19 protein-coding genes and 1 pseudogene are annotated in these 20,607 nt (G+C 65.9%); 11 read left to right on the top strand and 9 right to left on the bottom strand.

The window, feature by feature from the left end; translation table 11 throughout:
* Positions 1-208: 208 nt before the first annotated feature.
* A pseudogene (locus K410_RS36450) lies at positions 209-850 on the top strand (magnesium chelatase domain-containing protein); the annotation flags it as partial.
* Positions 851-972: 122 nt separating this feature from the next.
* Here the strand turns inward: K410_RS36450 and K410_RS36445 are convergent.
* The 9 genes from K410_RS36445 to K410_RS0103320 all read right to left on the bottom strand — a co-directional run bounded on the left by K410_RS36445 (position 973) and on the right by K410_RS0103320 (position 9,395).
* Positions 973-1,599, bottom strand: coding sequence for a hypothetical protein (locus K410_RS36445; protein ID WP_155253213.1), 627 nt, complete (start codon positions 1,597-1,599; stop codon positions 973-975).
* Between the two features lie 135 nt (positions 1,600-1,734).
* Entirely contained in the window at positions 1,735-1,917 is a 183-nt protein-coding gene (locus K410_RS0103355) for a hypothetical protein (protein WP_155253212.1), read from the bottom strand.
* A gap of 86 nt (positions 1,918-2,003) precedes the next feature.
* Positions 2,004-3,233, bottom strand: coding sequence for a tyrosine-type recombinase/integrase (locus tag K410_RS0103350; RefSeq protein ID WP_080672117.1), 1,230 nt, complete (start codon positions 3,231-3,233; stop codon positions 2,004-2,006).
* Positions 3,234-3,542: 309 nt separating this feature from the next.
* Positions 3,543-3,791, bottom strand: a complete 249-nt coding sequence (locus K410_RS0103345) for a hypothetical protein (RefSeq protein ID WP_028133527.1) — start codon at positions 3,789-3,791, stop codon at positions 3,543-3,545.
* Positions 3,792-4,199: 408 nt separating this feature from the next.
* Positions 4,200-6,254 (bottom strand): AAA family ATPase, encoded by a 2,055-nt coding sequence (locus K410_RS36440; protein ID WP_049819917.1) that lies wholly within the window; start codon positions 6,252-6,254, stop codon positions 4,200-4,202.
* A 27-nt stretch (positions 6,255-6,281) separates the two neighbouring features.
* On the bottom strand, positions 6,282-7,016 hold the full coding sequence (locus K410_RS0103335; protein ID WP_245269318.1) for a hypothetical protein: 735 nt from the start codon (positions 7,014-7,016) through the stop codon (positions 6,282-6,284).
* A 16-nt stretch (positions 7,017-7,032) separates the two neighbouring features.
* Positions 7,033-7,992, bottom strand: coding sequence for a DUF4357 domain-containing protein (locus K410_RS0103330; protein WP_028133525.1), 960 nt, complete (start codon positions 7,990-7,992; stop codon positions 7,033-7,035).
* 96 nt (positions 7,993-8,088) lie between these two features.
* Positions 8,089-8,559, bottom strand: a complete 471-nt coding sequence (locus K410_RS0103325; RefSeq protein ID WP_155253211.1) for a hypothetical protein — start codon at positions 8,557-8,559, stop codon at positions 8,089-8,091.
* A gap of 233 nt (positions 8,560-8,792) precedes the next feature.
* Positions 8,793-9,395: a hypothetical protein gene (locus K410_RS0103320; protein WP_028133523.1), complete on the bottom strand. Its 603-nt coding sequence runs from the start codon at positions 9,393-9,395 to the stop codon at positions 8,793-8,795.
* Positions 9,396-9,715: 320 nt separating this feature from the next.
* Between K410_RS0103320 and K410_RS36435 the strand changes: the two genes are divergently transcribed.
* The 10 genes from K410_RS36435 (at position 9,716) to K410_RS41510 (ending at position 20,589) form a co-directional block, all read left to right on the top strand.
* On the top strand, positions 9,716-9,943 hold the full coding sequence (locus K410_RS36435; protein WP_049819916.1) for a hypothetical protein: 228 nt from the start codon (positions 9,716-9,718) through the stop codon (positions 9,941-9,943).
* Between the two features lie 231 nt (positions 9,944-10,174).
* Positions 10,175-10,981, top strand: coding sequence for an RNA polymerase sigma factor (locus K410_RS0103310; RefSeq protein ID WP_028133522.1), 807 nt, complete (start codon positions 10,175-10,177; stop codon positions 10,979-10,981).
* Entirely contained in the window at positions 10,968-11,588 is a 621-nt protein-coding gene (locus K410_RS0103305) for a hypothetical protein (RefSeq protein ID WP_028133521.1), read from the top strand. Before K410_RS0103310 ends, K410_RS0103305 begins: the two co-directional genes overlap by 14 nt.
* 2 nt (positions 11,589-11,590) lie before the next feature.
* Positions 11,591-14,977, top strand: coding sequence for an ATP-dependent helicase (locus K410_RS0103300; RefSeq protein ID WP_028133520.1), 3,387 nt, complete (start codon positions 11,591-11,593; stop codon positions 14,975-14,977).
* A 90-nt stretch (positions 14,978-15,067) separates the two neighbouring features.
* Positions 15,068-15,577, top strand: coding sequence for a hypothetical protein (locus K410_RS0103295; protein ID WP_028133519.1), 510 nt, complete (start codon positions 15,068-15,070; stop codon positions 15,575-15,577).
* Position 15,578: 1 nt separating this feature from the next.
* Positions 15,579-16,052, top strand: coding sequence for a DUF7665 family protein (locus tag K410_RS0103290; protein WP_028133518.1), 474 nt, complete (start codon positions 15,579-15,581; stop codon positions 16,050-16,052).
* Complete coding sequence (locus K410_RS0103285; protein WP_155253210.1) at positions 16,042-16,527, top strand: hypothetical protein; 486 nt, start codon at positions 16,042-16,044, stop codon at positions 16,525-16,527. Before K410_RS0103290 ends, K410_RS0103285 begins: the two co-directional genes overlap by 11 nt.
* On the top strand, positions 16,524-17,912 hold the full coding sequence (locus K410_RS36430; RefSeq protein WP_049819915.1) for a ubiquitin-activating E1 family protein: 1,389 nt from the start codon (positions 16,524-16,526) through the stop codon (positions 17,910-17,912). The genes K410_RS0103285 and K410_RS36430 overlap by 4 nt, the downstream gene beginning before the upstream one ends.
* A gap of 59 nt (positions 17,913-17,971) precedes the next feature.
* Positions 17,972-19,249, top strand: a complete 1,278-nt coding sequence (locus tag K410_RS0103275) for a metallophosphoesterase family protein (protein ID WP_028133516.1) — start codon at positions 17,972-17,974, stop codon at positions 19,247-19,249.
* Positions 19,249-20,589: an ATP-binding protein gene (locus K410_RS41510; protein WP_028133515.1), complete on the top strand. Its 1,341-nt coding sequence runs from the start codon at positions 19,249-19,251 to the stop codon at positions 20,587-20,589. The genes K410_RS0103275 and K410_RS41510 overlap by 1 nt, the downstream gene beginning before the upstream one ends.
* The last annotated feature ends 18 nt before the right edge of the window (positions 20,590-20,607 follow it).

The raw sequence follows: 20,607 nt of genomic DNA, 5'->3' as shown, positions 1-20,607 counted from the left end.
ACCACGGCCCATCCCGCAGCCTCAGGAGTAGCGGACATTCGTTGGAATGTGCTGAGGGCAGAAGCTCGCATTCGAGGCGTAGTGTCGGCTCGGTGTTTACGATCGGTTAGGGCTTGTCCGCCCCTGCGGGATGTTCCTGTATTGTTCTTGCGAAAAGAGCCGCGCTCTGCTACCCGTAATTGTGCGAGAGGGGCAGGCTGGTTTGAGCATGGTTCAGCGGGTTTCCACCGTCGCCTTTGAGGGGATCGAGGCCCGCGCGGTCGACGTGCAGGTCCAGGTCGCCCCCGGCCTGCCGGCCTTCGCCATCGTCGGCCTGCCGGACAAGGCGGTGTCGGAGGCGCGCGAGCGGGTGCGCTCGGCGCTGATCGCCTCGGGGCTGGCGCTGCCGGCGCGGCGGATCATCGTCAATCTGGCGCCGGCCGACCTGCCCAAAGAGGGCAGCCATTACGACCTGCCGATCGCGCTCGGGCTGATGGCGGCGATCGGGGCGATCCCGCCGGATGCGCTGACCGGCTTCACCGTGCTCGGCGAGCTTGGCCTCGACGGCTCGATCGCCCCGGTGGCCGGCGTCCTTCCCGCCGCGATCGGCGCCAATGCACGCGAGGAGGGGCTGATCTGCCCGGCGGCCTGCGGCTCCGAAGCGGCCTGGGCGAGCCCGGACATCCAGATCATCGCAGCAAGCTCGCTGATCCAGATCGCCAACCACTTCAAGGGCACGCAGGTGCTGTCGCGGCCCTCGCCGAAGGTGCACGAAGCCGCCGCCTCCACGCTCGACCTGCGCGACATTAAGGGCCAGGAGAGCGCCAAGCGGGCGCTGGAGATCGCGGCCGCCGGCGGCCATCATCTGCTGAGGATGTGATACAAAACTCAAGTCTATTCAGGTCGTCTCGATGAGTTTAGGGCCACATCATCGAAATCAATACTTCCAAATTTTTTTTGGGGGAGGCCCTCGGACCGCGTGGTTTCCAGCGGTCAGACCGGCCACGGCGCTTCACTCGGTCCGCGAATCGCGCCGGGGCGCCTCTGATTCCTCTTCGAGTACCCCCACAGAGCGCGGTCGAGATCGCGCAGAGAGGTGCCGGTCTCCGCCGCGATCTGGCGGCACGTGGTCAGATAATCGAGGAAGTAGGGGATAGGATAGTAGGGCGAGTTTTGCTCGACGCCAAGCGACCACAGCGCGCGGAAGTCGAGGATCGTGTAGCGCGCAGGGTCGATGGCGGTCATGACCGCCGAGGCCACCGGGACGTCGACGCCGACCAGGCCGGACAGTACGGCTATCGCCGAACGCTCAGTCCGAGCGGCCATCGCCAGGTCGAGCGCGTCGCGGATCTCGACGTCGGAGTTGCGGGCCGGCCTGGACCGGCCCCGGCCCCGCGTCTTCCACTCGAAGATTGACATGAAATCATCGCGGGCTCGGCTGCCGGCGGCGATCCGGCGTCCGGCTGCGAACGCCCTGCGCTCATCGTCGTCCTCCACGTGGGCTGCGGCGAGCGCCGGGATCATCTCGACCGGAAAGCGCAGGACGAACTGAGGGGCTCCAGGAGCGCGCTGGCGCCGACGGGACGGCCGTGCGGAGATGTCGGTCGGCATATCGTCCATGGTGCGCCTCCGAGCCGCCCCGGCGGACGGCGTCCCTAGGCTTCTACCGCGGGCGCCACCGCGCTTCCAGCAGGCGCCGGCGACCGTCCAAAAATCGTCATCGCGCGACCTGCACGGACCGTTATGAAGCCGATTTCAGTGCTCCGAGCCGGTTTGGACCGCGCTGAAATCCGCCAATTTAAGAAAGTGGACAAAGAAGGTTAACGCGACCGCCTTTTCCACCCGGAAGAGAGACCCTGCCGGAAATGCCAGCCGCCGCATGGCCTTGGCGGCGATTGCGAAGCCCGGCCGCCGGCGGACCGTATCGCGGACCGTCATCGGCGGTCTTCTGGGACCCGCCATGAAAAAGGGCGCCGCCGGCATTTCGCCTGCGGCGCCCTGGGGCCTCCGACGGATCGGACGTCCTAGGCCGCCTTGCGGCGCCCCGTCATGCCGGCCATCGCCTCGTGGGCCAGCCGCTGCACCGCGCCGACGTCGTGGTGATCGTAGACCTTGTTGATCATCCGGACCGAGACGCCGGCGACCTCCGCGATCGCGTAGGCCGAGACTCCTTCCTCGACCAGGCGGGTGATGAAGGTGTGGCGCCAGATGTGGGCGAACACGTCCTCGATGCCGAGCTCGTCCATCGCATCTTCGTAGATCACCCGCATGCGCTCCTGGCCGAGCGGGCCGCTTCGGTCCTGGGTGGGGAACACCCAGGGGCAGCCGGCGTCCCGGATCTGCCAACCGGCGACCTCGTCGATCGCGCTCGGCGGCATGATGACCTTCGGCGAGCGCTTGTTGGCCGAGGTCTTGGTGCCCGGCTTGACGCGGTGGAACACGCCTCGCTCGAGGTCGAAGTAGCCGCCGCCGTCGACGCGAGGCCCGTAGGATAGACCCACGTAGACGCCGGCGCGCGAGCCGAACGTCGCTCCCAGATACGTCTGGCGGGCGACGATCAGGCGGCGGTGCGCTTCGGCCGCGGAGATGCAGTTCCGCGGGGTCCAGAGCCTGGTCGTCTTGTCGTAGGCGTCGTTGCCGCCCGACCACCGTTCGATGTCGGCCTGCTCCTCCCGGGAGACCACGCGCTTGCGGCCCTCCGCGCGCGGCGGCATGGCGAAGGGCAGGACCGGCAGCGAGAGCTTGGCCGCGCAATACTTCCGGACCGCGGTCCGGAAGTAATTGATTCCGTTCCAGAAATACGAATACGAATACCCCTCCTCGAGCATCGCCTCCTCGGTCTCGGCCAGCCAATCGTTATCCAGCTGGCGCAGCTGCTTGCCCTCCACGTGGGGCTTGAGCGCCTTGAGCGTGGATTCGATCTGGCCGGCCGAGCGCTTCTTCAACTTCTTGACGACCTTGATGCGCTCGTCGATCACCTCGGTCGCCGAGGCCCGGCGGCAGTCCACGATGTTGTCCTCGCGGGCGTCCGACTGCAGCTGGGCCAGGTCGACCAGGCGCTGGGCCTCCTCCCTGTCGCTCGTGTTCAGGCTTCGGACGCGATCCTTGCCCTTCCACAGGGCCCAGTATCCGGTCTGGCTGCGGAAGCGGGCGGAGTATTTCGGCCCGTCCAGGCGTTCGCCGTCGACGACCGAGGGCATCAGGATCGCCCTCTCCATCGCCGCGCGATGCAATTCCCTACCGACCTTTTTCATGGTACGCTTTGCTCCTCGGATCGCGCGTCCGGCTGCTTTCCACGGCTAGAACCGTGCGCGCGGTCTCGTCAGCGACCCCGTCGAGAGATCGGCGGGGTCGTCGCCTTCCGGAACGTCGGCCCCGGGCGGCTCGTCCGCCGGGGTCGCTCCGGATCATCCTGCGCCGCCCGCAAGGGCGGAACGCGGCACCACGGATTCCCCACTTCCGTCATGAATTCAAGAGGTTGGAGCCGGGACCGCGGGCGCTCTCCGCGGCAGCCCGCTCCCGAATTACTTGCCGATACTTCGCCGATACTGGGCGCCCCCTTCTCATTCGCGCGCCTTCTGGCGCGCCGTCTCGAGCATCGCCTCGATGGTCGCTAAGGTTGTAAGTCTCTTCCTTGCAACCAAGATGGTATCCAGGAGCCCAGCTTTTTGCGCCGTGCGCAGACTCGACGCCGAAAGCGGTTTTCCCGAAGGCCACAGCAGCGCGGCGGCCTCCTCATACGATAATACCTCCGTCGGACTCCAGTCCTTCACGCTAGGTCTCGCCGCGACGCGGCGGGGTATCGGCTTCATGATCTTTCCTCCGTTCGGGTTGCAGGAAATCCTCGTCCGGCGCCGGTCGCCGCGGCCCCGGCCGGCGTCCCCCGCGGGCGCATCCGCCCGGCGCGCGGAGCGGGCCCCGCCGCCGGCCCGGCGAGGCCCCGCGGTCCGGACCGGGAGCCGCCGGACGCCCCGGGCCGCCGCGGGCGGAAATTCGGCAAAACAGAATTGAAGGATTCATCTTCAAGGACTCGTTTTCCAAGGATTCGATTTCAAGGATTCGAATTTTCCGCTTTCTCAAGGATTCGATCTTTCAAGGATTTGCCGTCCAAGGATTCGATTTTCGTGGGACCCGTCGGGAGGATCCCGCCGGGCCGGGACGGCCCCCGCCGGCACCCGGCCGGCGGGCCGCCGGCGGCGGGCGACGGCGGGCGGCACCGCTCACGCCCCGCCCGGCGGACGGCGGCGCCGCCCGCGCAGGCGCCCGCGCACCAGCGCCTCGACTTCGGCGCCGGTGAGATGGCGTGCCTCCGCCAGCCGGCCGGCCACCGCGAGGATGGCGGCGCGGTTGGCCGCGACCAGCCGGTCCGCCCGGCGTTCCAGCCGGCGCAGGTCGCGCGCCACCGCCTCGCGCAGGACGGTGTCCAGCGCGACCGCCCTGAGCAGCTCGTCGCCGGCGCCGAGATAAAGCGGGGCGCCCCGCATTCCGAAGGACGCGTGGAGGGATGCGACCAGGACCGTCACCGAGCCGATGTCGCTGTCCGGGGCGCCACCTGCGCCGGTGGAGACCGCCCCGGTGAAGAGGCGCTCGGCGGCGCGCGCGGCCAGCCCGACCGTCGCGCGGTCCTCGATCGCCGCGCGGGTGACGAGGTCGTCCTCGGCATAGAGCACGGAGGTGCGGCCGCCGGCGTCGCCGGCGCTCCTCAGGAAGACGCCCTGCACGGTGCCCGCCTCCAGCGCCAGCAGGATCACGGCGTGCGCGGACTCGTGGATCGCCATCCTGAAGAGGCGCGCCGGCGGATGGGCCTCGCACGGCATCGCCGCGGCGATCAGATCGGCGACGGCCAGGCTCCGGCCGGCGTGCCTGGCGGCGCGCCGCGCCGTCCTGACCATGTACATGACCTCGGCGGGGGTCGACCCCTCCATCACGGCGGCGGCCGCGCCGAGGTCATCGCCCGCGAGCTCGCCGTCCAGATGGAAGCGCAGAATGTTGGCGATCCCCGCGGCGTCGGGCGGATTGATCCGGACGACCTTCTCCAGGCGGCCCGGCCGCAGCAGCGCTGAATCCACGCGGCTGATGTCGTTGCAGCTCCCGATGACCAGGAGGTGCGCATCCTTCGCCGCCAGCGCAGAATCGACGATATTCAAAATATCAGAAACTACGACATTCCACCACTCCTGCGCGCGTTGTGACATCGTTGCACGTTCAGGTACGGCGGCGTCGACCTCATCGATGTGCCAGACGGCGACGCCGGGCCCGGCCGCCGCGACAGCCATGGCATGGGATTTTCTGCACTCCTTGACCACGCTGTCCAGATACCCAGGCCCGTTCGCGAACCACGACCCTGCGGACGTCGTGACCAGCGGCACGCCGCAGCCCTGCGCGAGCACGCCCGCGAACCAGGACTTGCCAAAGCCCGGCGGCGAATGAAGGCAGACGCCGCGGTCGACGTCGCGCCACTCGATCTTGCCGTCCCTGAAGTCGGCGATGTCGCGGGCGAGGTCGAGACCCCAGCGCTGCGCCTCGCCATATTCGACCGCGGTGGCGAGAGCCGGCACGCGCCGCGGCGTACCGACATGCGAATGGCGCGCGGCCTCGAGCCGCCGCACAATGTTCTTGGCGCCGCTGGCCGGCCGGAACGCGGCGACGATCTCCGGCAGCTCGAGGCCGGCCGCGATCCCGGGCCCGAGTTCGCCAGGCGAGCGCCCGGCGAAACGTGCGATCGCCTTGCGCATCAAGGCGCCGTCCGGCGGGGCGATGCGGACGACGATGTCGGCCGCGCTCCGCAGCGAGGCGGGCAGCAGCGTCTCGTCGTGGCTCACGCCCATAACGCACATGCCGCGCGACAGGTCGCGCGCCGCCTCGACCGAGCCGGCGTCCTCGCGCCTGCGGTCGGTGCCGTCGCGGGTGTGGAAGCACCAACGGGAGCCGAATTCGGAGGCGACGTAGGCCTGCATGGGAGCGACCCAGGCGGGGCCGGGAACGATCACGATAGCGGCGAGCGCCTGGACGTGGGCGAGGCGGCGGCGGACGGCCGGCGTCGTCGCAGCCTCGAACGCCGCGCCGACGATGATCGCGGTCGCCGTGCCGTGCCTTTTCCGAGGCCGCTCGGGGGCGGACGCGGCTTCGGTTTCCGGTCCCGCGGTTTCGGGTCCTTCGGATTCGGCGTCTTGCGGACCCAGCGTCGGGTCGACCTTGAGGGCCGACAGGCGCTTGAATCCCCACCCAGGGGCGACGCGGCCCTTCTTCTTCGGCTTCTCGGTATTCTTCGCCATGCACGCCACCTCGCGATCGTCGGGACCTCAGTCCCCGTCCCGCCCCTCGTCGTCAGATCCCATCGATTTCAGCGCGGCGAGCAGCTCGTCCGGCACCTCTTCGATGGCCAGCGCGAAGACGACGTCCGCCGACCCGCAGAGCGGGCAGCCGTGACGGTCCAGGTCGTATTCGAACTCGCCCCTGCGTCCGCAGGCGCCGCGGCGGAATTTCGCCATCACTTGCCCTTTCCGCGGGGCCGCCCCGCCTCGACGAAGCGGTCCGTGTCGCGGTCGTAGAAGCGGTAGCGGGGCAGCCAGCGGCCGCCGACCGGGCGGTGGTCGACGTGAAGATTTTCGAACCCTTCCTCGACCTGGACGGCCGGGCGGCCTTCCGCATGGAAGGGGCAGCGCGTCGTGAAACCAGCCGCCGCCGTACAGGCGCCCGGCTTCGCCGCAAACCTCGCACGTGGACGCGCTGCGCGCCTTGGCGAGCGCGATCGCCTCCTCGACCCGGTCTCGCGCCTCCGGCGACAGGCGGCCCGACCAGTGGAAGCGGAGCGTGCCGTACTTCTCCTTGACCCGCGTCGCGCGGAACGAGCCGTCCTCGGCGCGGACCGCCTCCCGGATGCGAGCGCAGGCGCGCTCCAGCAGCTCGCGCCAGCCGTCGTCCACGGCCGGCCAGCCTTCCGCGGAGAGCGGATCGCCCGTTGGATGGAAGAGGTCGGGATAGGATCGGACGAGCTTCGCCCGCCAGCCGGAATCGCACCGCATGGCCACGTTCAAGCCTCCCTGCGCAGCATCACGTTCCCAGGACCACGGCCCGTGCGGCGAGCGGTGTCCAGGACGGTGCGGTGTGCGCGCCGCACGTGACCTTGGCGGCTATCGACTCCGTCGCGAAAGCGACGTCCACCATCAGGCGCCGCCGGTCCGACAACCCGGGGATCGTCGCCACCACGCCCGCCCTGAAGAGCTCTTCGCGCCGCTTGCGCGTGATCGCATCGACGCTGCCGTTGGTGCTGGTCCTGATTTCCGAGCCGGCCCCGACCACGAATCGCGCGCCGGAGCGATAGCCACGCGCCCAGAGATTGCAGTAACGCAATTCGAAGGACTCGCCGTCGATCGGCAGCGCCGACACGCCGATGGCCATGGGGCCGCCGTCCGCCGCGTCTGCGGACGGAGCTTCGGGTAGCGACGGCCGATGCGGCGCGTCGGGCGGCGCGGTCGGAGTTGGGGCATCGGGGCCGGCAGCGGTGCCAGTGGGGGAAAAGATGCCACAGCCAGCGTCGTGCAGCAGCCTCAGCGCGTCGGCGTAAATGCGGTCGTGCGTGGATCGGTCGGCTGCCGGCAGATCGGGGCCGATAGGATTGCTGCCCTTCACCACCGTCACCGATCCGACGTCGATGACCTCCTTCGTCAGACGAAACTGGAAATCCAGACCCAGACTTTTGTCGAAAGCTGCTCCGTCGCAGCCGCTGACCACGAAGGCCTCGCGCGCGAATCCCTTGGTCGGGTCGGCGGCATGTTCGGCGAGCCGGCGCAGTGGCTTGCCGCTCTCGCCAACGTAGGCCCTGCCGCCGCCGAGCAGGACATAGGCGCAGCCGCCGGCGAGCAGCCCGGCCGACGCCACGGCTGGGAGGTCCTTAAGTGGGAAGGCGTGGACCACAGCGCGGCTCGCGCGGTCGGACAGGACGCGGTAGCCGTCCATTCCGCCGAAGGGGCGGTACACGATAGTAGTGGTGGCGGTCGAAGGTTCGGCCATACTGGTCTCCTCGCAGGTGAAGTGAGCCGAGTACGCACGCGCGCACGCGCGAGATTATTGACGATGCGAGACGCTGCCCTTTGGCCGCGCGCGCCGTCACGCCGCGATCTTGACCGGGGTGTCGGGCCCGAAGCTTGCGGACAGATCGAGGCGGATGTCGCCTGCGCAGGCGAGTGAGGCGATAGCCGGGATGGGATCGGCCGGACCCGGCACCTGCGCGCAGAGCTCGTCCAGACTCATCTGGCCTTCCGCCAGCGCGGACAGGACCGCAATCCGCATCGCCGGGTCGACGTCCCGGTCGCGCAGCGCCCAGACGGCACGCGCGGCGCTGCAGCGAGGCTCGGCGAGGACCTCTCGTGGATCGAGAGTCTCGATCGCCAATCCTTGGGATGCAGCCGCGCGTCGGATGGCGAAAACCTCCCCAGCCGTCGACGGCAGTCCGATCTGCTGCACGACACCCGCCCCGCATCGCCATGCGACGACGTAGCGGACGAAGGTGCCTCCGCCAGCCTTCACCGCGATCTGGTCGATTGTGTCTGTCGTCCCGTCGAGCGTCATCTGGATCAAGTGATGCTCGAGCACCGCCGTCGTGCACCATATTGGGCGCACGCATTTGACGGACTGAAAAACGAATCCTTGATCAATGCCCATCAGTCCTCGCAAATCGGGGATTGTGAATTGCGTCATGTGACAGAAATGTATCTTGGCGACCTCTCCCGGCTTTCAATTGCCAGGCTCTTTCCGCGCCTACCGTCCGAGGCGCTGTCTGGCCCCGTGCTGTCGAGAGAAGAGTGTCCGCACTACGTCCCGTAGCGACGGCTGAGGCCGAGGTCTCCGCAGCGCACGATGGCGCGAGCGTCGAGCCCGCAGGTCAAGTCAATCCCAACGCTTCCCTCGCATGCTAACGCATAGACGACCTCGATCGGATAGCGTCGAGTTGCGACCAGACCGGCGAAAGCACGCAGCGGGATTGGGCCCTCCTGCTCCAAAGCTTCGAGGACCTGCGCCCGGTCTCCGGCGCTCACCGCGATCGTGGAATGCCGCCAAACCTCGCGAGCCGCGGAGAGGAGCGGCTCGCGGCCGACATCGGCCGTCGTGACGGAGAGAATCCCGGAGGAGTCCTGCTCGAAACCGAGCTGGAGGAGGCCTGCGGCCTCGGGATCACCCGGCGGCCGCGCATCGACGAAGTCGACGACGTAGCGGCCATCGTCCCGATCGACCAGGACGGCGTCGGTCCTGATCACGTGGTCGTCGAGCACCACCATGGGATGGTATTCGATGGCCCTGACGCCGGCGTCGAACGTCGACTGGATCATGAAGTCCCGCCGGAGTGGTCGGGCGCACGGGATGGCCCGCGACGTCTTGAAGCTGGCGAAGAGTGCGGCGGCGTTTTTCGTCTTCATGAGTCCTCGTTGGGGAAATGGAACGCGCCCGCACTCCCCGGCACGCTGACGCACGAAGGGAGGCCGCGCGATTCGCGCGGTGTGAAGGTGGCCTGGCCGATTGGTAGTGAGTGGGATGTCGCTGCTTAGATCATAAAACCGGGGAAAAGTCAAGAAAAATCGGATATCCGACCGATATCGATCGGATATCGATCCGATATCGAATACCGGTTGCGACTTTCGGAAGCCGGGGGTGAAAACTTTAGGAAAACGTTCGCGACCGGGCGCCGGCGCGTGATAGCTTTCGAGTCGAATCGCGCAGAACGAGCAGGCGAGCGGAGATGGCGAAGGCGGCGAAGAAGATACAGGCTTCAAGAAAGGACGGCCGCCGGGCCGCGCTGTACTACATGCGGCCCGAATACATCGCCGCAGTGAGGGACGCCGCGACCGCGAACGATCAGAAGGCCTGGCAATTCGTCGAGCAGGCAGTGATCAAGGCGCTCAAGGAGCAGGATGCCTGGCATTTGGTTGAGCGGGCGATTAGGACACAGAAGTCGAAAAAGGCTTGATCGCCGCTGCCCCCCAGCATCGACTGACCTCAGCCCTATCAAGGCGCGGGCGTCGCAAACAGCCGCTTGGCAGCCACAACTGGTATCTACCCCTTGGCACAAGCCCTGCGTGCCGATACCCTCGGGTCGGGGCGACTCGCTGCAATCCAAAATCTATTTCCAAGATGATTCCGTTTTTTCTGCTCGCCTCCGATTAGCCCTTTATCAGGCGCCCTCACTAAGGAGACGGCCATGGCAAATTCGGGGGAAACTGATGACCCCAGCCACCTTGCGGCGGACATCGCGGCACCCGCCCGTCCGACAAAGGGCGCTGTAGAGTTAACAGGCGTACCGCCTCTCGCGAAATACAAGCGGCGCTCCGAGCTTACCGATGAGTTGCGCCGCTGGTACGCGTTGGAGGATGCGGCGCGACGCGACGAGCTCAGGCATGTCGCTGCCGGTGCGAAGCGATGGACCATCGAGGCGCTCATGCACGCGGTCCGACAAGCGCACGCCAGCGGCGACCGTCGGTCCTACATTGAAGCTTTCAACGCCTTCGCTACCCGGGCAACGCCGCTGCTGATGCGTCAAGCCGTGAAGTACGACGCGGGCGAAGACGAAGACCATGCCCAGGACGTGCTGTTGCGAATCGCGAAGGAGGTTCAAGCTGGGAAGGCCGAGTACGCCGAGGTCAATTTTGCGCACTACGCCATGCGCAAGGCCATCGATGCTCATCGCCACAAGGATTCATCTATCGAAAGTAAGCGCGAGCGTGCCCAGCCGAGCTCCGCCAACGATGGCGATGAGAGCGATGCGGTGGATCCTCTCAACGAGATCGAAGATCGCATGGCAAGCCCCGAAGTGCAGGGTCTTTTGCGCCACGCGATCGGAAGACTTGAAGGTAAATTTCGCGACATCCTCATACAACGTTACATCGCCCGCCTGACTTACGAAGAGCTTGCCGAGCACTACCAGGTAGATGCGACCACCATCAGCAATTGGGTGCAACAGGCCTTGAAAATCGCTGGGCGCCAGGGAGACAACGATGACGAAGATTGAGCCGAAACCGGACCTTGACGACGTGCTGACTGAGCTCGGGACGCTCGGCAAGCCTCCGACCGGTGACGGGCTCCGCATTTGGCTCGACCGGTATCCGACATTCAGGAGCGAAATTATCCGGTACGTCACCGCCTGGATCGATGTCGAAACGCGCTCGGATTCGCCTGAGCCGGCGCCGGAAGCGGTCAACCGGGTCGTCAGCCGAACCATGAGCCGCGTGCAGCAGCTCCTCGATGAAGCCGATCGGCAGCAGACAATTCACGACCTTTCGGCCGAGATCACCCGGGCGGGGCATAGCCTTGAATCCTTCCAGCGCACGCTCGGAATCGACCAATCGATCTTGGCTTCGCTTGCCGCTCGGCTGGTCCGGCCCGCTACGATTCCGGCGCGTCTCGTGCGCGAGATTGCGGCAGCGCTGCACCGTCAGCTCGACGGCGTGCGAGAATTCTTCCGGTTGCCGCCGCAGATGGCGACCGCACACAAAGCGCGAAAGCGGCCGACCGCCAAGCAGGTCGACTTCGCCTACCTCGTCGAACATGCCGAGTTACCCGAACCCGAAAAAAAGCAGTGGCTCTCGGAGGAGCCCGATCCCGTTTTGCAGGAATAGCGATGGACAGTTTCGGCGCCGTCAGGGCACTTGCCCGCGAGAAGTATGCGTTGCTTCGCGCAAAGGCGGGCGGCAATGCCGCCGCTCAATTGCTCGCAGCGGCGCGCAAGGAGGCTGACATCAAGGTACAAAGCCTGCCGCCCGACCATCCGCTGTTGGGTGGCGGAGACGGCGCGTTGCACCGCGCATCTAAGGCGATCTACATTTCCAACGAACTTTCGCCGAAAAGCGCCGCTTACGTCGAAGCGCACGAGTTCGGGCATTATTGGATCGAGACGCCGACCGACCCCGCGATCATGCCGCGAGGATCAGATCCGGGCGCTCCGGAAGAGGGCACGCCGCTCGGCCTCAAGCGCGTCGAAGCTTACAGCCCCGAAGAACTGCGCGAGCGCCTTGCCAACGTTTTCGCTCGGGAGTTCCTACTGCCGTGCCACGAGGCGCATAGGCTTTTCGTCGATCTGGAAAACTCAGCGCCTAGGATCGCCGAAGATCTCGCGATTCCCCTGGGCCTCGTCCATCAGCAACTCGCCGCGTCACTACTTCTCCCGAAACCCCCGGATACCGTCGTCGAAGAGCCAGGGCCCGCCGAACGTCTGGGCCTCGACGACTCGCAACGGGAGGCCGCGCATCATGAGGGCTCGCCCTTGCTGATCGAAGCGGGGCCCGGCACCGGCAAGACGCGAACCCTCATCGCTCGTCTCGAGTTTCTCGTCGGCAAGAAGCACCCGCCGGCGTCGATTCTCGCGCTGACCTTCTCCAACAAGGCCGCCCGCGAGATCCGCGAACGCGTCGCCTCGACGATGCCCGAGGCCGCCGCTGAGATCTGGACGGGTACTTTTCACGCTTTCGGTCTCGAACTGATCCGTAAATACGGTGAGCTAATTGGCATCGCTCAACCGGTTCGACTTCTGGACCAAGCCGATATCCTGGCCCTTCTTGAAGAAGACCTTCTGGCACTCGGACTCGACCACTACCTCCGCCTCCACGAACCGCTGTCCGACCTTCGCTTCGTACTCGGCGCCATAAGCCGCGCGAAGGACGAGGTGAAGTCGCCGGCCGACTACGCCGAGGCGGTCCGCCGCATGGCGGCCAGCGTGGCGAAGGGCGACGAAGAAGCGGAACTCAGGGTCTCCAAAGCGCAAGAGGTAGCGCGCGTCTTCAAGCACTACGACGATAAGATGCGCAGGGCCGGCTGGGTCGACTTTGCCGATCTGATCAATCGACCGGTCGAGCTCTTGCGGGCGCGCCCAGAGGTGCGCGATGAACTCCGGGGCCAGTATCAACACCTGCTCGTGGATGAATATCAGGACGTCAATCGCGCGAGCGCCTTGCTCGTAAAGGAGTTGGCGGGTGAAGGCGACCGGCTCTGGGTCGTCGGGGATGCGCGCCAATCGATCTACCGCTTCCGCGGCGCCGCGCCTCAGAATGCGCTCGACTTCGAGAAGGATTATCCAAAGGGACAGCGTAAGGCCCTCACGGTGAACTACCGCTCACGCCAGCAGATCGTCGACACCTTTGGCGGTTACGCCGGGCATATGCACGGTGGCGAGATGAAGGCCGTGAAGCTCACTGCCTATCGCGGCCCGGGAGCCAAAGCCGTCGACTGCAACGTCGCCTTGGACCGCGATGCCGAGATCCGAGGCATCGCGGATGCCATCATGAAGCACCGCGCGAGCGGCATCGACTTCCGTGAGCAAGCCGTGCTCTGCCGCGTGCACAGCAATCTTGAGCGGGTGGCGCTCGGCTTGGAGGCCGCCGGCGTGCCGGTCCTCTATCTCGGCGATCTCTTCGAGCGCCCGGAAGTGTGCGATCTACTTTCGCTCATCTCCTTCGTCGCCGAACCTCACCGTGGTGGTTTGCTTCGGGTCGCGGACCTCCCGCCCTACCGCACGTCGCTTGCCGACGTGCAGGCGTTCTTGGCCTACGCCCGCGATCACGAGAGGCGACCAGCCGAGGCGCTGGCGGATCTGGCAAATGTTCCTTGCCTGTCTCCGGACGGCAAAGCGAGCCTTGGCCGCCTGGCGGCCGACCTCGACGGCATCGGCTTCCGCACGGGACCCGGTGCGTTTCTATGTCATGTGCTCTTCGATCGCGGCACACTCCTGCGAAACTATCTCGGTGGCGACACCCCTGCCGATCAGCAGTGTCGCCTGGCGATCCATCAACTCGTTCAGTTCGCGATCGAGAACAACAGCGGTGCGGGCGATCCCAAGCGCGGAATGCTGCAATGGATACGGCGACTTGAGGTATTCGGTGACGAGCGCGCGCTGCGCGAGCCACCTAACGCCGTCGACGGTATCGATGCGGTCCGCCTCATGACCGTCCACGCGAGCAAAGGTCTTGAGTTCAAGGTCGTGCATCTGCCGACGCTAGGTTCGGGCATGTTCCCGCTGCGGCGACAAGGCGACCGCTGTCCGGCGCCGGACGGCCTGCTTCCAACCTCGCCGATCGCCGATCACGAGGAGGAGGAGGAATGTCTATTCTACGTGGCGCTCTCGCGCGCCCGCGACCATCTTTCTCTATCTCGCGCCGAGCGCTATTCCGAGAAACAGAGGTCCAATTCAGCGACGCCTTTTCTCCAGATCGCGCGTTTTCTGCCGCGCGCGCCGGACGGCGACCCGACTTGGACCGAAAAACTGCCGCTGGCACCGCCTGATGACCACCGCCCCGACCTCGCGCGAGACATCCCGGAGCACGATGGCCGCGACATCGAGCTCTATATCGATTGCCCACGGCGCTACCTCTATCAGCTCGTGCTCGGTCTCAGCGGTGGTCGCGACGACACGGCGTATGTCCGGTTCCACCGCGCGGTCTACCGCGTGCTCGATTGGCTGCGAGCACAGACCGGCTCAGTCGAGGCCGCGGCCCTCGCCGAAGCGCTGGATGCGGCGTGGAACGACATAGGTCCGACCGGAGACCCGCTCGAGCCACTCTACAAGACCTCGGCCATGAGCATCCTCGAGAACGCCAGGAGTCGTCAACGCGAAGGCATCACGTTCGGGAGCACGGTGCCGCTCACGCGTGGCGGTCGAACGATCAACGTGCCGATCGACGAGATCGAGCGTAGCGATGGGCGTCTTGTCGTGCGACGCGTTCGTACGGGCCGAGAACCGTCGCGTCCCGACCAGCGTCATTTGCACGCACTCATGCTTCAGGCCGTTCGCAACGCGATGGGCGGAAGCGCCACCTTCGAGGTGCAATACCTCACGACGAACGAACCGGTTCCGGTCACTCTCGATGGTGTCATGAAGGCCCGCCTCGCGGATGCAGAAAATGCACTGGGTCGAATCGCGAAGGGCTTCTATCCGGCTCAGCCGAAGGACAACGGCGAGAACTGCCCACGCTGCCCACATTACTTCATCTGCGCCAGCGTCCCTGGTCAACCCTAGCGATTCCGGTTTTTCGCGAAGTCTACGACTAACCCTTTAGAGCGCAGGGTCTCAATCAGGAGCACCCGCTTACTGAAAAGGGTTGGTAGAATGAAGATCATCGACGTCCTGCTCCAGAGCCACGGGCTCGCCGACATTGCGGTGCTGGAGGCGAAGCCCGAAGACACCCTCGCGGCGATCTTGTCCAGGATCGACTTGCCCGGCGACAAGGAAGGCCGCTTCCTGTTCCTGGAAGATATCGACGGGGCCATCGACGGCCACGCCGTGATCGAGGAGCTGCTACCGCTGCCTCCCGACGACGACGCCACGGGTCCGCTGCGCGTGCACGTCTCGCATTGCCGCCATGTGGAGGTCTTGGTCCGCTTCAACGGCGAGACCGAGAAGCGTCCCTTCGCGCCCGGCGCCACCGTGGAACGCGTTAAGCGCTGGGCGGCCCGGCGTGCCTTCCACCTGTCACCGCGCGACGCCGCCGAGCACGTGCTCCAGATCAAGGGTACGACCACGCGGCCGGACCGCGACGTGCACGTCGGAACGCTCACGCAGCACCACACCTGCGCTGTCGCGTTCGACCTCGTGCCCTGTCAGCGCGTGGAGGGTTAAGTTGAGCACCTCCATGACTCCGGAGGAAGCGGTGTTCCACGCACATCTCGCCGCCGGCCGATATCGCAGCGGCGCGGCGGCGAGGCGGTGGCGCCTCGTCTCACACGCGTGGCCGCATGCCGTGTTTGCAGTCTTGGCACGCGATGGGTTGGTGTACGGGCTCCGCTTCGAACTGCAAGACTACCCGCGCACACCACCAACGGCGCGGCCGTGGGATCTTGACCTCGGCGGTCCGCTGGCCGCGAACAAGTGGCCGGCCGGGCAGAACCGCGTTTCGCTCGCGTTCAATCCCGACTGGAAGAACGGCGCATGCCTCTATCTGCCGTGCGACCGCGTATCCATCGAAGGCCATGCGAACTGGTACCAGCAGCATCCGAGTCTCATCTGGGATCCAGCGATCGGCATCGTGGGCTACCTGCGCGTGGTGCATGACCTCCTGAACTCCGGCGACTACGGAGGTCGCCGTGCAGCCTGATCCCACCCTTCACATGCGACGCAACCTGTGGCTCGCTCTCGGTTCGGAGTTGCACCGACGCACCGAAGGTCGTCACGAATCCGGCGCGTTTCTGCTCGGAACGCGCAGCGGAGCCGACCGTGAAGCGACCGCCGTCGTCTACTACGATGACCTCGACCCGCACGCCTATTCCAAGGGAATCTGCGTGCTGCATGCCGACGCCTTCGGTCGGCTGTGGGACCGCTGCGCCGAGATGTCGCTCGTGGTGGTCGCGGACGCGCACGTGCATCCACGAGGCGCCGGGCAGAGCTTGTCCGACCGCGACAACCCCATGATCGCACGGCCGGGCCATCTTGCGCTCATACTGCCGCTGATGGCGCGGCCGCCGGTGCGCCGCTGGTCGATCGGGCTCTACGAATATCTAGGGGATCATCGTTGGCGCTCACACGGCGGTCGTCAGGTGGCCAGTGTACTCAAGATCGAGGATGAACAATGACGGACCTTGAACAGATTGCCGACGAATTGCACCGCACCGCCAAGATCGCGCTCGACACCGGCGAGGCCGCGTCGCTCGACGACGCGATGCGGATCTTCGCCGGTTACCAAGCGCAATTCGTTCTCGGCCCCGAGGTCGCCGACAGCGCAGGCCTGCAGGCAGCGGTTCTGACGGCGGTAAACAGCGCCACGCGAACGTTGCTGGGGGGCGTAACCGTCATCGGGGCGGATATGCCGTTGAGGGTCACGCTACCACCCTTCGGCAGTCTCATGGCTGCTCTGAAAGCGTACGGTGCGAAGGTCGCTGACCGCCCTCAGATCGGCATGCCGACGGCGACCTTCGGCATGCCGAACATCGATGGTGTCGACCGTCTCGCTATTCGCGTCGTCCTACGAGGATGGAGCGGTGGCGTCGTTCCGGCGAAGCAGAATGTACCCGCATCGGCCGGTGCGGACGTGACGCCGGCCGGGGTGATGGCGGGGGCGCTCGTGGTCTCTGAGATCTTCCAGCGCCTGCGCGGCCACCGGCTGGCGTGTCGCCGGACGATAGGGCTCAACCTCTGGCGTCCCGAACAGGATTGGCTCCAAGGCGGCGACGGGCCGGCCCTTGCTCGTTTGCCCTCATCCGCTTGGCTCGTCGGCCTTGGCAATCTCGGCCAGGCCTATCTCTGGACACTGGGACTTCTGCCCTATCGGCCCGGCGCGCTCGAGGTCGTGCTGCATGACTTCGACGTTCTCGCAACGTCGAACGTTAGCACGTCGCTGCTTACGACGCCGAAGCTCGTCGGCCGCTACAAGTCGCGCGCGATGGCGGACTGGGCCGAGGAGCGCGGTTTCCGGACGTCGATCATTGAGCGCCGCTTCGCGAATGACTTTCGCGTGAGCCCGCGCGAACCGGTGGTCGCACTCATCGGGGTCGACAACGCGCTCGCGCGGCAATCGATTGAAGATATCGGATTCGAGCGCGTCATCGAGGCGGGCCTGGGCAAAGGCCCGCAGGACTATCTCGGCATCGACATGCACACTTTTCCCGGCGCGCGCGACGCGCGCTCGACTTGGCAGAGCACCGCGGCCGAAGACGCAACCGTTTCTCAACCTGCCTATCGTCGTTTATTTGAGGAGAGCGGCGACCAATGCGGAACCGTTCGCCTAGCGGGTCGGAGCATCGGCGCGCCATTTGTTGGTGCGATTGCCGCGACGCTCGTGATCGCCGAGTTCATGCGCCTCGCCATGGGTGCGCATCGGCACGAACTCATCTCGTGCCATTTGCGCGATCTTGGTAGCCGCACCATACTTAGCGGCGCGGCATGGCCCCCATGCAACCCAGGTACCGTTTCGATCGTCGGCTGCGAAGATCGAGGATATCTCCAACCCTGCTCCCGCTGAGCGTCCGACGCTTCCCAAGTGGGGTAAACTCCGCTGATTCGAAAAGATGCGAGTTGTAGATGACTGCCTACCGTTTCGTCCATGCGGCGGATATCCACCTCGACTCGCCGCTGCGCTCTCTCGCGCTGCGGGATCGCGAACTGGCCGATTTCATCGGCAACGCCAGCCGGCAGGTCTTCGCGCGCATCATCGATCTCTGCCTCGATGAACGGGTACAAGCGCTCTTGCTCGCCGGCGATCTCTACGACGGCGATCAGACCTCGATGAAGACCGCGCGCTTTCTCGGCGAGCAACTTCGGCGCCTCGACGCTGCGGGCATCCGAATCTTCATCATCCGAGGCAACCATGACGCGTTGGCCAGGATCACGAAGGAGCTCGTCTTTCCGCCGAACGTGCATCTTTTCGGCGGACGTGCCGAAGCCGTCGAGGTAGAGCGGGATCGCGGAGAGCGATCGATCGTCATACACGGGCTCAGCTTCGCGAAACCGCACGCCCCCGAGGGACTCCTCGTCAAGTACCGGCCATCGGTACAGGACGCGATCAACATCGGAATGATGCATACCAGCCTGGGCGGCTCGCCTTCTCACGATGTGTATGCGCCATGCTCCACGAGCGACCTCCTCGCATCCGGCTTCCGCTATTGGGCGCTGGGACACATCCACAAGCGATCGACGATCGAAGGATATTGCCCCATCGTGATGCCCGGAATCCCGCAGGGGCGTGACATCGGCGAAAGCGGACCCAAGTCCGTGACGTTGGCGAACGTACTAGACGACGGCTCCATTGCACTCGAGGAGCGGATCGTGAGCCTGGCCCAGTTCGAGCGGGTCGGACTCGATGCTTCCGGAACGGCAACTTGGCACGATCTGGTCGCGCGGCTCGAGACGTCGCTTCAGGTCGCGGCGACCCGGTCCGTCAGCGATCATCTCGTCGTGCGGCTCGCGGTGTCCGGAACGACGCCGTTGGCGTGGAATATGAGACGGGACGCCGATCTCCTGCGGACCGAGGCCGAAACACGCGCGAAATCGCTGGGCGACGTATGGATCGACAAACTCGAAATCGACTGCCGGCGCACGCCAGCAGGCGCAACCGCGAGCACCGACCAACTAGATGCACTTCGAAGGACGATGAACGACGAGGTCGTCGCATCAGAAGGCTTCCGAACCGAGGCAACCGACACGGTCAAGGAGCTGCTGGCGCAGTTGCCGCCTGAGTGCCGGCGAGCCATCGCTCCGGACGAGGCCGCCCTCGAGGATCTTGTCGTGCGGCTCGCGGGAGAGGGTGCGGAAGAGGTCCTGGCGCGCCTTGCGATCGGCGACTCGGACGGAGCGCGCTGATGCGCATCCGAAAACTCGGACTTCGTCGCTACGGCAAGTTCACGGACGCTTTCATCGACTTCGGTGAGCGGGTCGCGGGTTGCGCCGACCTGCACATCGTCTATGGATCGAACGAGGCCGGGAAATCCACCGCGATGTCGGCGTGCACGGATCTGATCTTCGGCATCCCAGCGCAGAGCAGGTTCAACTTCCTTCACCCCTACGCGGCCATGCGTATCGAAGCCGAAGTGGAGACCTCGGGCGGAACTCGCAGGTTCTGCCGCATCAAGCGTCCTCATAACAGCCTGCTGGACGAGGCCGACAATCCGGTTCCCGATACGACGCTTCCCGGAGAATTGGGAGGCCTGGATCGCACCGCCTTCCACACCATGTTCTGTCTCGACGACGAGACCCTGGAGGCCGGTGGGGAAAGCATCCTCGCCAGCAAGGGCGATCTCGGTCATCTGCTGTTTTCCGCAACCGCCGGTCTGGCCGATCTCAGCGCCCGTCTCGGGTCCATGCAGGCGGAAGCGGAGGCGTTCTTCCGTCCAGGAAAGCGATCGGGAGGTCTCCTCGAGCTCAAGAAGAATCTGGCGGCTCTCAACGAGGAGCGAGAGCGCATAGATACCCTCGCTACCGAATACGCCCGCCTCGTGATCCAGCGCGACGACGCGGCCGCGGCCTACGCCGATGCAATCGCGCAACGTAGCCGCACGCAGGCACGGATGGATCAAGTGCAAAGCTGCATCAACGCCTTGCCGCGGTTGCGCAGCTTGCGCGCCCTCCGCACCGAACTGTCTCCGCTCGCACGGTTGCCCGTCGCACCGTCGTCGTGGGGGCGCGATCTTCCAGCGCTGACGAGCCGCCAGGCGGCCTTGACGGTGCAGATGCGGTCGGCGACCGAGAACACTGTCGCTCTGCAGCGTGAGCTCGATGGGCTTGTCGTAAACGCCTCGGCTCACGCCCTGAACAGCCGCATGGAATTGCTGACGGACCTGCGGGCCCGGTACGTCACGGCGGCGAAGGACCTTCCGGATCGTCGCCTCGCCCTTGGACTTGCCGAGCAGAAGATCGCGCATGTTTTGACGCTGCTCGATCGGAGGGCAGAGCAGGATCCCGCGCAGCTCCTCCTCTCCACCGGCGTGACGGGAACTCTCCGAGACCTTATGGAGCGACGCTCTGGCGTCGAGGCGGCTCTTGCATCTGCCGAGGCCGAGTTGGCCAAAGCCGAAGGCGCGCTCGCGGAGGCCGAAGCGAGGCTATGTGAGCACGGGGCGGGTCTGGATGTCAATCGGCGTTCAAATTTGACCCCGTATCGGCTTCCAATTTTGACCCCCTTGAGCGGCTCGGTTTGGCGGTAGCGCTCGTCTCGTCGGAGC

The organism is Bradyrhizobium sp. 22, from assembly GCF_000482425.1.
GTDB classification, from domain to species: Bacteria; Pseudomonadota; Alphaproteobacteria; order Rhizobiales; family Xanthobacteraceae; genus Bradyrhizobium; species Bradyrhizobium japonicum_B.
Note: the sequence above shows the minus strand (reverse complement) of the source record. Positions and strands in the feature narration are given on the sequence as shown.